At 37.4% G+C, this 14,263-nt stretch carries 20 protein-coding genes; 8 read left to right on the top strand and 12 right to left on the bottom strand.

Annotation, left to right across the window (positions count from 1 at the left end; translation table 11 throughout):
* Positions 1 to 165: 165 nt before the first annotated feature.
* On the top strand, positions 166 to 489 hold the full coding sequence (locus ASF86_RS06345) for a hypothetical protein (RefSeq protein ID WP_056480559.1): 324 nt from the start codon (positions 166 to 168) through the stop codon (positions 487 to 489).
* Positions 490 to 536: 47 nt separating this feature from the next.
* Here the strand turns inward: ASF86_RS06345 and grxD are convergent, their stop codons facing one another.
* Positions 537 to 878, bottom strand: a complete 342-nt coding sequence (gene grxD, locus ASF86_RS06340) for a Grx4 family monothiol glutaredoxin (RefSeq protein WP_004643080.1) — start codon at positions 876 to 878, stop codon at positions 537 to 539.
* A gap of 227 nt (positions 879 to 1,105) precedes the next feature.
* Here grxD and ASF86_RS06335 point away from each other — a divergent pair, with 227 nt between their 5' ends.
* Positions 1,106 to 2,314, top strand: coding sequence for an aspartate aminotransferase family protein (locus tag ASF86_RS06335; RefSeq protein ID WP_056480558.1), 1,209 nt, complete (start codon positions 1,106 to 1,108; stop codon positions 2,312 to 2,314).
* Positions 2,315 to 2,366: 52 nt separating this feature from the next.
* On the opposite strand, the gene ASF86_RS06330 is transcribed toward ASF86_RS06335, so the two are convergent.
* The 3 genes from ASF86_RS06330 to ASF86_RS06320 all read right to left on the bottom strand — a co-directional run bounded on the left by ASF86_RS06330 (position 2,367) and on the right by ASF86_RS06320 (position 3,784).
* Positions 2,367 to 2,798, bottom strand: a complete 432-nt coding sequence (locus tag ASF86_RS06330) for a CBS domain-containing protein (protein WP_004791938.1) — start codon at positions 2,796 to 2,798, stop codon at positions 2,367 to 2,369.
* Positions 2,799 to 2,943: 145 nt separating this feature from the next.
* The gene (locus tag ASF86_RS06325; RefSeq protein ID WP_056480557.1) at positions 2,944 to 3,318 is read right to left on the bottom strand and encodes a DUF2750 domain-containing protein; all 375 of its coding nucleotides are present in this window, start codon (positions 3,316 to 3,318) and stop codon (positions 2,944 to 2,946) included.
* Between the two features lie 232 nt (positions 3,319 to 3,550).
* Positions 3,551 to 3,784 carry a hypothetical protein gene (locus ASF86_RS06320; protein ID WP_003652111.1) on the bottom strand — a complete coding sequence of 78 codons (234 nt, stop codon included), beginning with the start codon at positions 3,782 to 3,784 and terminating at the stop codon, positions 3,551 to 3,553.
* A gap of 217 nt (positions 3,785 to 4,001) precedes the next feature.
* On the opposite strand from ASF86_RS06320, the gene ASF86_RS06315 reads away from it, so the two are divergent.
* From ASF86_RS06315 to ASF86_RS06290, 6 genes are all read left to right on the top strand, one after another.
* Complete coding sequence (locus tag ASF86_RS06315) at positions 4,002 to 4,361, top strand: hypothetical protein (RefSeq protein ID WP_005046658.1); 360 nt, start codon at positions 4,002 to 4,004, stop codon at positions 4,359 to 4,361.
* Positions 4,362 to 4,459: 98 nt separating this feature from the next.
* Positions 4,460 to 4,786 (top strand): hypothetical protein, encoded by a 327-nt coding sequence (locus ASF86_RS06310; protein ID WP_004643075.1) that lies wholly within the window; start codon positions 4,460 to 4,462, stop codon positions 4,784 to 4,786.
* Positions 4,787 to 4,906: 120 nt separating this feature from the next.
* Entirely contained in the window at positions 4,907 to 6,019 is a 1,113-nt protein-coding gene (ftsY, locus tag ASF86_RS06305) for a signal recognition particle-docking protein FtsY (protein ID WP_005040068.1), read from the top strand.
* Between the two features lie 187 nt (positions 6,020 to 6,206).
* Positions 6,207 to 6,803, top strand: a complete 597-nt coding sequence (locus ASF86_RS06300) for a nitroreductase family protein (protein WP_004643073.1) — start codon at positions 6,207 to 6,209, stop codon at positions 6,801 to 6,803.
* 220 nt (positions 6,804 to 7,023) lie between these two features.
* Complete coding sequence (locus ASF86_RS06295; RefSeq protein ID WP_056480552.1) at positions 7,024 to 7,695, top strand: DUF2057 domain-containing protein; 672 nt, start codon at positions 7,024 to 7,026, stop codon at positions 7,693 to 7,695.
* A gap of 81 nt (positions 7,696 to 7,776) precedes the next feature.
* The gene (locus tag ASF86_RS06290) at positions 7,777 to 8,301 is read left to right on the top strand and encodes a GNAT family N-acetyltransferase (protein WP_056480548.1); all 525 of its coding nucleotides are present in this window, start codon (positions 7,777 to 7,779) and stop codon (positions 8,299 to 8,301) included.
* A gap of 12 nt (positions 8,302 to 8,313) precedes the next feature.
* Here the strand turns inward: ASF86_RS06290 and ASF86_RS06285 are convergent, their stop codons facing one another.
* From ASF86_RS06285 to ASF86_RS06250, 8 genes are all read right to left on the bottom strand, one after another.
* Positions 8,314 to 8,613: a cyd operon YbgE family protein gene (locus ASF86_RS06285; RefSeq protein ID WP_081407567.1), complete on the bottom strand. Its 300-nt coding sequence runs from the start codon at positions 8,611 to 8,613 to the stop codon at positions 8,314 to 8,316.
* Positions 8,614 to 8,715, bottom strand: a complete 102-nt coding sequence (gene cydX / locus ASF86_RS06280; RefSeq protein ID WP_000270276.1) for a cytochrome bd-I oxidase subunit CydX — start codon at positions 8,713 to 8,715, stop codon at positions 8,614 to 8,616.
* A gap of 10 nt (positions 8,716 to 8,725) precedes the next feature.
* Entirely contained in the window at positions 8,726 to 9,871 is a 1,146-nt protein-coding gene (cydB, locus tag ASF86_RS06275; RefSeq protein WP_005040079.1) for a cytochrome d ubiquinol oxidase subunit II, read from the bottom strand.
* Entirely contained in the window at positions 9,868 to 11,454 is a 1,587-nt protein-coding gene (locus ASF86_RS06270; protein ID WP_056480541.1) for a cytochrome ubiquinol oxidase subunit I, read from the bottom strand. Before ASF86_RS06270 ends, cydB begins: the two co-directional genes overlap by 4 nt.
* A complete protein-coding gene (gene cydP, locus ASF86_RS06265; RefSeq protein ID WP_056480535.1) occupies positions 11,454 to 11,648 on the bottom strand; it encodes a cytochrome oxidase putative small subunit CydP in 195 nt (64 codons plus the stop codon). The genes ASF86_RS06270 and cydP overlap by 1 nt, the downstream gene beginning before the upstream one ends.
* Positions 11,649 to 12,029: 381 nt before the next feature.
* Complete coding sequence (locus ASF86_RS06260) at positions 12,030 to 12,638, bottom strand: OB-fold-containig protein (RefSeq protein WP_003652096.1); 609 nt, start codon at positions 12,636 to 12,638, stop codon at positions 12,030 to 12,032.
* Between the two features lie 25 nt (positions 12,639 to 12,663).
* Positions 12,664 to 12,972: a Rieske (2Fe-2S) protein gene (locus ASF86_RS06255; protein WP_003652095.1), complete on the bottom strand. Its 309-nt coding sequence runs from the start codon at positions 12,970 to 12,972 to the stop codon at positions 12,664 to 12,666.
* 16 nt (positions 12,973 to 12,988) lie between these two features.
* The gene (locus ASF86_RS06250) at positions 12,989 to 13,993 is read right to left on the bottom strand and encodes an adenosine kinase (protein WP_056480532.1); all 1,005 of its coding nucleotides are present in this window, start codon (positions 13,991 to 13,993) and stop codon (positions 12,989 to 12,991) included.
* Positions 13,994 to 14,263 lie beyond the last annotated feature (270 nt).

Genomic DNA, 14,263 nt, shown 5'->3' with positions numbered 1-14,263 from the left:
AAGCAGGAGATAAATTCATTATCTAATTGCTGGAGATGGATTTGAAATTATATTGTAATTACGTTGTAATTCTTATGTGTGTGTTTTAATTGGATTTAGGGATTGTCTATAGAACTATTAATCAATTTCTTCTACACTATAATTTTTCTCTACTTTTCAAATCTAATGCTTTATCAATTGATAGAACTTAACGATGCCTCTACGAATATTGAGTGCCCATTTTGCAAACAAGCGATAATTGACTGGGCACAAGAACAATACGTTCAGCCATGTGAACATACTTTATTTATTGCTATGGATTTAGGATTCGAGTTTGTTGCAGATCGATTTGAAGAGTGCATGAATCAGAGTGTGGATGAGTTACACGAAGATCCAAATATGAATATTTTTGAAGCTTTAACTACGACACCTTATGAGAATCTGATTGTTTTAAAATCTGATTTAGGTGTGGAGGGTTTATTCCGCTATGTGGGAGTGAGCGATTTTTAAAGTTGAGAGCATAAAAAAGCCAATCTATTGATTGGCTTTTTTATTATTTACGCTTCTGGTGCTGCGCTATATTGTTCAACTAATGGTTTTAATTCACCATTTTGGAACATTTCAAGCATGATATCGCTACCACCAATAAGTTCGCCATTTACCCAAAGTTGCGGGAATGTAGGCCAATTCGCAATTGCTGGTAAGATTGCACGAATATCAGGATTTTCCAAAATATTTACATATGCAAATGGACGACCAATTTGACTGAGCGCCTCTACAGCACGTGCAGAGAAACCACATTGTGGAAACTGTGGAGTGCCTTTCATGTAAAGTAAAACGGGATGCTTCGCAATTTGATCGCGGATTAACGCTTCAGTATCACGTGCTTGTTCAGTCATAAATAGATCCTCAACTAATCTAGCAGCATTATAGGGGGTGTTTACATCGCTTTGCAAACCACCTGATTACTTAAAGTTGCATTGAATCTTCAATATTTTATTGTATAAACCGAAGTGATAGTGAAAAGCGGACGAAATTTTAGATAAATGATTGATGAGACTTTTCATCAGAGCCAGTTTTTGCTTATATAAACCCTTCTTAAAATCTCATACAGACAGAGTTCGTTATGACTGATATTACCCTAGCTCCAATACAACCTGATCAACCATCACACTTAATGGCTACTTATGGTCGCCAAGCGATCAGTTTTGTACGAGGCCGAGGGGCATATCTATATACTGAAGATGGTACAGAATATCTAGATGCTTTAACTGGTATTGCTGTATGTGGTTTGGGTCATGCACATCCAGTCATTGCAGAAGCAATTGCTGAACAAGCTGCAACACTTGTGCACACAAGTAATTTATTTGAAATCCCTTGGCAAACTGCTGCTGCTCAGAAGCTTGCTGAGGTTTCTGGCATGGAAGAGATCTTCTTTTCAAACAGTGGTGCTGAGTCAAATGAAGGTGCAATTAAGATTGCTCGTAAATTTGGTACCCAACAAGGTGTACGTTTGCCAAAGATTATTGTGGCAGAACAATCATTTCATGGTCGTACTTTGGCAACACTTTCAGCAACGGGTAATAAAAAAGTACAAGATGGATTTGCTCCCTTGGTGAATGATTTTATTCGTGTGCCATTTGGTGACGTGGAAGCAATTCAGGAAGCGGCTTTGCAGCATCCAGATATTGTTGCAATTTTGATTGAGCCAATTCAAGGTGAGGGTGGTATTAATACCGCTCCTCAAGGCTTTAGCTATCTTGAGGAAGTTCGCAATATTTGTAATCAGCATAACTGGCTTATGATGCTAGATGAAATTCAAACAGGTAATGGGCGTACTGGTAAATATTTTGCATATCAGCACACAAACATTGTGCCTGATGTCCTAACGACTGCGAAAGGACTCGGAAATGGCTTCCCTGTAGGTGCTGTAATGACACAAGGTAAAGCTGTTGGTTTGTTGGGACCTGGTAGTCATGGTTCTACCTATGGTGGCACTGTACTAGGTTCTCGTGTGGTTTATACAGTCATTGATACAATTCAAAAAGAGAATGCTGTAGAAAATGCGGCGGTAGTAGGACGCTATATCGTTGATCAACTTCGTTCAAAGTTAGCTGACAAGAATGTTCAAGTGCGTGGTTTTGGTATGATGATTGGTATTCAATTACCTAAAGACTGTGCTGAACTGGTTGCTATTGCTCGTGATCAACATAAGCTTATTATCAACGTTACAGCAGGTTCGGTAGTTCGTCTATTACCGCCTATTAATATGACTCAAGTGCAGGCCGATGACTTGTTAGAGCGTTTAGTTACTTTGATTAATAGCTATATTTAAGTTTTAGTATAAAAAATGGGCACTTAATGTGCCCATTTTTTATTTCAAAGCATTACCCAGAGATATACTGCTTTAACTGTTCAATTAAGTTTTTCTGATCTTCCATTGCTGCTTTTACCAAGTCACCGATAGAGATAAAACCAACTAATTTTTCATTGTCCAATACTGGTAAATGACGTAAGTGGCGATCTGTCATTAACTGTAAACACTCTTCAACTGTGTTGTTTAGACTTACAGTAAGTACTTTAGACGTCATAATTTCAGCGACTGTAGTGCTATATGAAGAACGTTCCATAAGCGTCACTTTTCGCGTGTAGTCACGTTCAGATAAAATTCCGACAACTTTTTCACCTTCAGCTACAACTAATGCACCAATTCCTTTATCAGCCATGATTTTAATGGCTTCAAGGACAGTGGCTTCTGGAGAAATTGTAAAAATATCTTGCTCTGATTTGTTTTTGATTACTTGTGCAACGATTGTCATTTCTTCTATCCCGTGTTTTATCATTTTGTTTTAAATTAGCTTGATTTTATAAAAATGCAAAGACTTGATAGTCATTCAAATACAAGTTTTACACTCAAGCGTTCAAAAAGCATTCTATATAGTGGTTAAGAACCTAAAGAAAACTTTAGGCTTCTTGCCAGTTCGGATGTTTAAAAAAGAAATGATGCATTTGCTGAGTAGATAATTTCAACTTCCTGTGAGAAGAATTAAACAAAGCTGGTGTAACGTTGAGTCGGGTTAATGTTGGTAATAAAGATTCATGAAAATCTTTGGGGGTAATTCTTCTTGGTTTGTAATGTGGCCAATGTTCTTTGGCGTAGCGGTGAGCTTGCAATCCATTGAGCCAGAATGGAAAAATAAAATCTTCCTGATCTGATTTAATTGCCCAACCTTGATGAAATAATCCCCAAAGAACTCCGCAGTACATCATGGTTCTTAAAATATAAATTTTAATCATCAAGTCTTTTGAAACCGGTTGTAGATTGCTTAAACTATTCATTGTCAATTTAATGGTTCTTAACTTATCTTGCTTATTATAGAAAAAATAGATGACATTTCAGTTTAAACAGGTATCAAATCGTAAACAAATATTCACAGCTAAAGAAAAGGCCACCTGAGCCAGACAAAGCGATTATAGCTTTGGTTGGCGCAAGACAAACGAAGTGCGTAGTGAATTATATTTATATCGAATTTTTACAGACATAAAAAAACGCCACCTAAGTGACGTTTCTTTATGCTTGCATTGTGGCTAACTTTTGCCAATATTGTGCTTTAAGTGAGTCACGTTCAACACGGAAACCTTGATAATACAATTCTGCTAAGAATAGAGCAGCTTTACCGTGCCCAGCGCGAGCAACTTCTTCTAACTGTGTAACTGCATCTTGAAAGTTCATTTGAGAATGAATTGTGTTTACTGCAGTTGCATATACATGTTCTAAATCATGATGAGAGATACGTTGAATCATAGAAAACTCCTTATTGTAATTATGATTACTTTTTTCTAAAGGCCACTGCCTTTAAATTAATTTAACTTAGAATTATTAAACTAATATTACAAATTGATGGATTTGTCAACTATTAGTGCATATCGCTTAGTTCACTATTAGGATACATGATTAAACATTATTCACAAATAATTTTGATTAAAATCAATATGAGAATAAAAGACAAGGAGAATAAAATATGACAAATACAATCGATGGCTTTGTTTTTGATACTCCGCCTAAAGAGGAACAAATCATAGAACTGGCCCATTATCACCGTAAATTATTAGATGAAGCTATCTTTCATCAGGAAATCCATTTAGGGGATTACTGTCTTGCACAGCGCAAAAGGGTATTTGATTTTGCAGGACATTTGGAACCGACCCAAAAAAACTGGTTTTATCAAGTTTATGATGGGGAGCTTCGAAAAATTGCCGATGAAGACGAGTTGCATCCAGCAGATGCAGAAGAAGGGTTAAGTATTTTTGCCATGTTTTTAGTCTTGGTTATTATTGCGGCAATTTTATACTTTTCCGTCATTCGTTCACTAATAAGTTAAGCATACTATCCAGTAAGGTACGATTATTAACCTTACTGGATGTTTGATCTTGTGCTTATGTGCATTGAACCCTACACTACACTAATTCGAGGTAGGTCATGCTCATATTCAAACAAAATTTTCTTAAATTAAAGTCTGAGTTAAAAGTTGATCAATGTTTTAACCTGTTTGTGGTTATTGTCATTGGCTGTATTTTTGTGCTGTCATATTTAGCATTACTTCGGCCTATTAGTCCGGATCAATATCAACGAATTGTACAACTTTCTCATCAGGCGACTTATCCAAGAACTCAAGACATGGCTGAGTTGCTTATAGCTCAGTCAGAAATTCATCGAGCTGAGTATTTAAAGTTAATGCATGCTTACCAATTTGAGGGTGCTCATATTAAGCAATATCCAGCACTCGCTCAGGAAGATACTCAGTAATTGGGTTAATCAGGCTAAATCTTGGTTTCCAAAGCTTTTTGAGCACTATTGTGGCAGGCAAAATTTTGAATTTATGCTAAACTTTCTCTTTTTAAACGCGCTGTTTTTCAAGGAATCCGCATGGAGCAACAATCGAATATGCAAAATAAATTCTTGATAGATGCTGAGATCGGTGATGACGATGTCACATTACCTAATTTACCTGCTATCGATGTTCCCATCGTTGAATCTCCTGTTAAATCACAAGAAAACATTGAAGTAGCCAAAGTTGAATCGGCTTCAACAGAAACAGCGGTTGAACAACCAAAATCTGGTTTTTTTGGCCGGATGAAAGAAGGTTTAACCAAAACTCGTCGTAATTTCGCTGATGGAATGGTCAATATCCTGATCGGTGGAAAGGAAATTGACGATGAATTACTCGAAGAAGTCGAAGAGCAATTATTAGTTGCAGACATTGGTGTTGAGGCAACTAAAACGATCATTACCAATTTAACAGAGCGAACTGCTCGTGGTGATTTGATCTATTCCCACTCTCTTTATAAAGCTTTGCAAGAAGAGTTGGTTGCTTTGTTGGCTCCACGTGTTAAGCCTTTGCACATTGACCCTAACAAATCACCCTATGTGATTTTAATGGTTGGGGTAAATGGTGTTGGTAAAACCACAACTATTGGTAAATTAGCGAAACGTTTGCAAGGTGAAGGTAAAAAAGTGATGTTGGCTGCTGGTGATACATTCCGTGCCGCAGCGACAGAGCAATTACAGATCTGGGGTGAACGTAACGATATCGCTGTTGTAGCTCAAGGTCATGGAGCAGATAGTGCCTCTGTTATTTTTGATGCCTTTGAGAGTGCTCGTGCTAAGGGAATTGATGTATTAATCGCAGATACAGCAGGTCGTTTACATAATAAAAGCAACTTGATGGAAGAACTTAAAAAAGTTAAGCGCGTTATGCAAAAAATTGATGCGACTGCACCTCATGAAATTATGTTAGTCGTAGATGCGGGTACAGGGCAAAACGCGATTAACCAAGTGCAAGAGTTTGACCAGACGGTGGGTTTAACTGGTATTACAATTACCAAGTTAGATGGAACCGCGAAAGGGGGCGTGCTCTTTAATATTGCAAGCCGTACCCATGTGCCAATTCGTTTCATTGGCGTTGGTGAAAAAATTGATGATTTAAGACCATTCTCGGCTAAATCATTTGTCGCTGCACTGTTTGAAACTGATAAATAATTGGTTGTCGGCAATAAAAAGCTTCACTAAATGGTGAAGCTTTTTTATATCTATATCTTTTTTTATTGTTGCGAAAATAAAACGAACTGTCATATTTTTAATGCTGATTATAAAAAATGAGTTCAATACACTGTATTCATTCCCAAACAACGGCCCATGGTCAATCAAATAGGTAGGAAATAACAAAATGTCTACTTTCTTAGATAAAATTAAAAACCGTCGTACTATTTATGCAATTGGTAAAAATGTTGCATTAGATCGCACTAAAATTGAAGAGACAATTCGTGAGGCGGTTAAACATAGCCCTTCAGCTTTTAACTCGCAATCTTCACGTGTGGTGACATTATATGGTGAATCTCATGCTAAATTCTGGAATTTAGTTCGTGAAGCATTACGTAAAATTGTTCCTGCAGAAGCTTTTGCTGGTACAAACACAAAAATTGATAGCTTTGTAGCGGGTGCTGGTACGGTTTTATTTTATGAAGACCAAGCTGTTGTTAAAAATTTACAAGAGCAATTCGAATTATATGCAGATAACTTCCCAGTATGGTCTGAACATTCAAGCGCGATTGCTCAATTTGCAACTTGGACTGCGCTTTCAGAGCTTGGTTTAGGAGCATCTTTGCAGCACTATAACCCGATTGTTGATGCCGAAGCAGCTGAAGCATTTGATGTGCCTGCAACTTGGAAATTACGTGCTCAATTAGTATTTGGTTCAGTTGAAGCACCAGCAGGCGAAAAAGCATTTATTAATGATGCTGATCGTTTCAAAACTTTCAACTAATTGAAAGTTAAAAAGAGCACCTATTTAGGTGCTCTTTTTTTTACGTTTTGAGAATTAATGCAATAACTAAATAAAACGGAAATTGATGAAATTCAATTATATATTATTAAAAATAATAAATCTGAAAATTAGCCAATAACTGCACTGTCATAAAATAGTCACAATCATATTGCATATTGCTCATGATTTAATAGCTTATCAAATACAGAGAAAGAAACAGATGACTTTAAGATTAGGTGTTGCTGCAATTGGTTTATTACTCAGTGGTTCAGTATTTTCAGCAGTTACAATTACAGCACCAGAGGAAATTGTAATCCTTGCGGTAAATGGTCAAGAAGTCAATTCTGGGTTATTTCGTTCATCTAAAAATAACTATAAAGTCGATGCGGGTGAAACCAGCTTAAGCGTACGATATCAAGAATATTTTGAACATTTAAATGGCGAGCATGACATTGTTAAATCTGGTGTAGTCACAATTCAAACACCTGCATTGCAAGATGGGAAAACTTACAAGCTTTCGATGGTAGATGTCCCTAAGGACTTTGAAAATGCGAAAAAATATGCTGAACAACCAACAGTTGCTTTGTACAGTGCAAATAATGAATTAATTGTGAAACAAACGGGCGCAAACAATGAAGCAAAACCATGGTTTGCAACTGGCTTGTTGGGTAAAGTAACTGACTTTACGACTAAATCATCTAAACCACAGCCTGAAGCAGTGTATGCATCGGCTAAACCTACTTCTGCTCAAGTTGTTGTACCAGCTCCAACATCTATGCCAGTAACTGGTGTAGCACAAACGAATGATCAACGTTTAGTTGAAACTTGGCAGAAAGCTTCTAAAGCTGAGCGTCAAAAATTTATGGCTTGGTTAGCTGAACAATCAAATTAATCAATTGCTATTTAAAATAAAGCCGATTTAATATCGGCTTTATTTTTAGAATTTTTATAAATAGCCTAAGTATTATATTTTATGACTAATTTAAATTTCCGTTTAGCTCAATTCGCTGATATTCCACAGCTTGTAGATTTAATTAATACGTCTTATCGAGAACAACAAGGCAGAAGTTGGACAACTGAGCTTGAGTTTGTAAAAGGGCAACGTATTACAGAGCACCAATTAGAAGAACAGCTACAACTTTCGAATTCGACATTATTGGTAGGTGAAAGTAACTCTTCCAAAATTGTTGCATGCATTGGACTTACATTTGAAAACAATCAGGTTGAGGTTGGGACGTTCTGTACAGATCCTCATGTTCAAAATATGAGAGTGGGTCGCTCTGTTTTAAAATATGCGGAGCAATATGCATTGAAAGAAGTTCCTTGTTTGGTCAATGCCGTAATGTATGTGCTAGATGTACGTTCAGAGTTGATTGCTTATTATGAACGACGTGGATATGTGAAAACGGGTAATGAACAGCCATATCCGGTTGAAGCAAATGTAGGGGTACCAATGGTACCTATTAAATTAATTGAAATGAAAAAAGACCTCAAATGAGGTCTTTTTTGTTTAGGTTAGAAACCAGATGTAATAGCCTAAAAGCATGAGAGGCCAAGCCACCCATGGGCTAAATAGCCATTTCCATAACCAGAAGTTTGGTACAAAACCCACTCCATAAATGAAACCACCAGAAATACCGATCATCACCAACATGAGCTGACTATGATTGTAGTGTCCGTTAGCATCTAACATGAGTGAAGGGTAAACCAGCAAAATTGTAGCAAGAGGCAATGCCAACAGAAATGAAAGGGCCATTGCGAATGCTTGAACTTTTCGATGATTTGATGCTGTCATTGCTTTTGCCATGATTTATTCCTCATCTAAGTTTTGATGGTGCTCGATATAAAGTGCACTGAGTACACCTGCAAAACATGCCATCAAAATGCCAAGGATCCATGCGAAATACCACATTTGCTTCTCCTTAATACAAGCTATGCGAGTTTGACTCGATGTGTTTGTTGGTAATGACTCCCCACATTTTGTAATAAGACCAACTGGTATAGATCAAAATGAGTGGTACAAAAATGCCAGCAGCTACAGTCATAACGCCTAAAGTAAGGTGGCTTGAGACAGCATCCCACATCGTCAAGCTAGAATTAGGATTAATGCTAGATGGCAGTAAGAATGGGAATAGTGCAAAACCTGCGGTTAAAATTGCTCCTACAATCATTAAACTTGTACCAGTGAAACTTAAACCTGCTTTTGCTTTTGAAGCTGCAATAATTGCAATGATTGCACCTAATATTGCAAGAACTGGGGCAACTTTAGTAATTGGATAGGTACTGTAGTTGTTCATCCAACCAGGGTTGCTATTGGTAACTACCTCTTTTGCTAAAGGGTTGAGTGCAGCATTTGGATCAATTGCTACTGCATAGCTATAACCGGGTATTTGACCAAAATACAACCAAGCTCCAATAACAAGAAAACAAGCTAAAAATAGCATTGCCATAATCTGGGTTGCTTTTGCAGAGCGTTGCTTTAAAGCATCGTCTGTACGCAACATGAGCCATGCACCGCCATGGGCACAGAGCATTGATAGACTGACAATACCGCAAACTAATGCAAACGGATTTAAAAGAGCAAAAAAGCTGCCAGTATATTCAGAGCGTAAAGTGTCATCTAGACCAAAAGGTAAGCCTAGAAATAAATTACCAAAGGCTACACCGAACACAAGCGCTGGAACAGCGCCTCCAATGCATAGGCCCCAATCCCATGAATTACGCCATTTGGTGTTTTCAAGTTTGGAACGATAATCAAAGCCGACTGGTCGCAAGAAAAGGGCGAATAAAACCAGTAGTAATGCCCAATACATACCAGAGAAAGCTACAGCATATACCATTGGCCATGCAGCAAATAATGCACCACCTGCTGTAATAAACCAAACCTGATTGCCATCCCAGTGAGGCGCGATCGTGTTAATGGCCGCACGTCGTTCGTTATCGGTTTTCCCAACGAAAGGCATGAGAGCCATGGAACCCATATCGAAACCGTCTGTGAGAGCAAAGCCGATCAGAAGTACACCAACTAACACCCACCAAATGATTTTTAATAGTTCATATTCAATCATGATAAGGCCTCCCCATTAACAGCTGTTTTCGGTTCTTGCTTTTCAAAATGATATTTACCAGTGTGCAGAGAGCTTGGCCCTAGACGAGCAAACTTGATCATTAAGTACATTTCAATAATTAAAAGTGCGGTATAGAACGCTGCTAGTGCAAGAATTGAACCCCATACATCCCCACTACTTAAACTAGACGTAGATAGGTGTGTTGGTAAAATTTCACCAATAGACCAAGGTTGACGGCCACCCTCAGCTACATACCAACCAGTTTGCGCAGCAATCCAAGGAAGCGGCAAACCAAACAATGCATATTTCAGTAGCCAAGGTTTATTTTCAGCATTTCTTTTTGCTACAGCCCAAGTTGCTAAAATGAAAAGTAATAGCATCAAGAAACCAGAGGCAACCATTGCTCGGAAAGAGAAGAATAGAGCGGTAACATTTGGAACAGTGTCTTTTACAGCAGCTTTAATATTTTGCTCATTTGCATCAACTACATTTGGTGTATATTTCTTAAGAAGTAGGCCATAACCTAGATCTTTTTGATTTTTTTCAAACGAAGCTAATAACTCTGGTGAGCGATCACCTGCACGTAATTTTTCAAGTTCAGCATAGGCAAGCATACCGTTGCGAATGCGAACTTCGTGTTGTTGCATGAGATCTTTTAGACCAGTAACTTCTTTTGTTGTTGAGCGAGTTGCAATTAAGCCTAATGCATATGGAATTTTAACTGCATAATCTGTTCGCATTTCCTCATGGTTTGGTATGCCGAATAGAGTAAATGGAGCAGGAGCAGGGTGAGTATCCCATTCAGCTTCAATTGCAGCCAGTTTAGTTTTTTGAACATCGCCTAATTCATAGCCAGATTCATCACCGAGTAAAATTACTGAAAGTGTAGATGCAAGACCGAAAATCGCAGCAATTGCAAATGAACGACGGGCGAAAGGAAGATCGCGCTTTTTAAGTAAGTAATAGCTTGAGATGGCAAGTACAAAAATTGCACCAGTTACATAACCCGCTGATACAGTGTGAACGAATTTAACCTGAGCCACAGGGTTGAAAATAAGTGCGCCGAAATCAACTAATTCCATACGCATCGTTTCAAAGTTGAATGCAGCACCTACAGGGTTTTGCATCCAGCCATTCGCCACTAAAATCCAGAGCGCTGACATGTTAGAACCGAGCGCAACTAACCATGTTACACCTAGATGCTGAACCTTAGTTAAACGGTCCCATCCAAAGAAGAATAAACCAATAAATGTCGACTCAAGGAAGAAAGCCATCAGGCCTTCAATTGCTAATGGCGCACCAAAAATATCACCTACATAGTGTGAGTAATAAGCCCAGTTTGTTCCAAACTGGAACTCCATTGTTAAACCAGTCGTAACCCCTAAAGCAAAGTTAATACCAAATAATTTTCCCCAAAATTTAGTCATATCCTTGTAAATTTCTTTACCGGAAATGACATAGGTGGTTTCCATGATGGCAAGGATAAATGCCAAACCTAAAGTTAAAGGGACGAAAAGAAAGTGATACATTGCGGTCATTGCAAATTGAAACCGCGAAAGATCAACCACGCTTTCAGAAATCATCAACGTGTCTCCTTAATGTTGGAAATGTTATCGCCAGCAATATGCTCGGCGACCTGATTGTCAAAATTTTGGGGGATGGTGGGAGCATCAAACCAAATATGTTTAATTGTTAAAAGAAGCACTATTTTTATTATTAGAATAATAGTGATTTCTTTAATTAAGCGACTATTAAGATTTTGAAAATTAAGGCTCATTAATTAAACCTCATTTGATATTAATTTTATTATTAATCAAAATATAATAAAAATAAACAATAAATATATTTTAAATGGATATTCAAATAATTAATTTATAAAAAACAAATATTTAATATTTTAAAAATAATACTGTACTAAAATAGTTTGAATTGACTATTAATTCCTACTAAAACACTTGTAAATAAAATTATTAAGTTGATTAAAATGGTTTGTTTTAAATTTAATTCCGACTAAAATGGTTGTATATAATATTTGTTAATTTTATTTCTAACTAAAATAGTCGGGATAGTAAATAATTAATTAAAAAAGAAAATAATAAAATAAGGCCGTAATAAAGCCTGCAAAAAAGCAATAATGGATGAGAAGAATTATTAAGGATTAATCGGGTGCGAAAAGATCGTTTGAGATAGAGATTTTTTTGGCTACATAATGGCTTTTATGCACTTTGACAAGAATGACTTGGGAATATAATTCGAGTTCACCATATTCTGGTTCTACTTGAACATAGTGAAGTTGACCAAATTCATCACGTACGCGTGCTTGAGCAGAAAAACCTGGTCTGGCATTACCACTGGAAATAGTCGCTAATCGCCCTAAAAGGTTATAGTTGGTATGTGTAAGCTTCGGCTTAATCACTTGGTCAAGGCAATGAATCATGAACACAGTAAAAAAGATTGCGATCACAAGTGCTGGGACGATTAAATAAAATGGTGAAATAAAATAATGCTGTATTGCGAAGAAAGAGAGTTGTAAAAAGTAACCTGCATAACTGAAATTGATGAGTAAAAAAACGAAAATTAGAGCTTTAGAAAATTTAACATTAAGTAGTGGTGAGTTAGAAAGCCAATCCGGTGCAATTTTTTTAAGTAACTGACTTGGACGGAGTCCAATATACATACCAATGGTTTCTACCACGCTGAGCAATATCAAAGCCACTACACTTAAGTGAAATGGCATAAGATAATAATTGAAAAAGAAATCAGCCATGGCAGAAACTCTAATGTTTATAGCTTCAGTCTACGATATAGATACCGCCATCTGAATGTACTTTAAGCTCAACTTTATTTAAAAAATCACCTAAACATGGCCCTGAAATACATTCGCCTGTTTCCACAGTAAATAAAGCACCATGAGTAGAGCACTGGATGTATTCTTGGTCTTGATCGAGAAATTGATTTTCTAAATATTCAAGCTCAGTTTGTAGGTGAGGGCATAAATTCTGATAAGCATAGAATGCGCCGTCACGTTGCGTAACGAAAATAGTAGTTCCTTGTAAAGTGTCAAAAGCTCTAGCTTCACGCTCAGGAACTTCTTCCGTCATACAGATCCTTTCCATTTCAAGCACATTCCTTCTGAAAATTTTCAAGAAGTTTAGCATAATCATTTACAGCTAAACGTGGTCCGAATTGAGAGACTACTTCACTCGAAATTAGGATGGCTAACTGAGCCGCTGCATTCAAATCTTGGTGATGGTTGAGGGCATAAAGGAACGCGCCTGCAAATGCATCGCCTGCACCATTTGTATCCACTGCTTCTACGTGGCGTCCCGCAACATGGAAATGTTGAGTTGGATTCGAAACTAAAGCACCTTTGGCACTTTGTGTAATGACTACGGTATGATTTTTAAAACGTAATTGAGTAAGAGCATCTTCTACAGAAGTTGTATTGGTATACATTAAGGCTTCTTGCTCATTACAAAATAGTAAGTCTACGCCATCATCCATAAGTTCTTCCAAGCCTTCACGAGCGTATTGCACCATGGCAGGATCTGAAAGAGAAAGGGCAATTTTAACGCCATTTGCTTTTGCAATTTCTCTTGCTTGTTTTACAGCTTTACGAGCCGTTTCACTTGTAGAAAGATAACCTTCAATATAAAGCCACTTTGCTGTTTTTAATGGTTCAAAGTCGATTTGATCTTGAGAAAGTTCAGCAGTAATACCCAAATAGGTGTGCATAGTGCGTTCAGAGTCGGGGCTAATTAACACCATACATGTGCCAGTTACGCCTTCACTGAGCGATTTTGGTGTGGTCTGGATGCCAGCTTCATTTAGACCTTGTAGGTAGATCGCACCTAAATCGTCATGACCAACACGGCAGCCATAAAAAGCGCTTCCACCTAATGCACTAAAAGCTACAGTCGTATTTGCTGCAGAACCGCCACTTGCTTGACCTTTGTAGTCTTGATGCTGTTTTAACTCTGAATATAGAGCAGACTGAGTGTCACCATCGGACAACTGCATTGTGCCTTTTTGCAGGCCTTGTTGATTAAGAAAATCATCAGATACTTTAAATTCTTGGTCGATTAATGCATTACCAATTGCAAAAAGATCTACAGTTGCCATATGTGTTGTCACAAATAAAAAAAATCAGGTAGCTAAGTTTACACCATTGCTTGGATTTGCTGTAGTTTGTTGAATAAAATTCAGTTAATTCAGGAAGTGACGTTTTTATGTGCACTCTCATTATCGCCATCAGTGAGTTGGAGGGGGTATTCGATGCAGCCATTACTTTATTAAGAAATAGGGTATAGCGAAATAAATAGGCCGCATGGTAATTTTCTAAAAAATAAAAGGAGTTTTTAAGGAAAGCCCGATTTAACAAGGCCATTGAAT

Source organism: Acinetobacter sp. Leaf130 (assembly GCF_001423205.1).
In the GTDB taxonomy this organism is placed as follows: domain Bacteria; phylum Pseudomonadota; class Gammaproteobacteria; order Pseudomonadales; family Moraxellaceae; genus Acinetobacter; species Acinetobacter calcoaceticus.
This window is presented reverse-complemented; position numbering and strand designations above follow the sequence as displayed.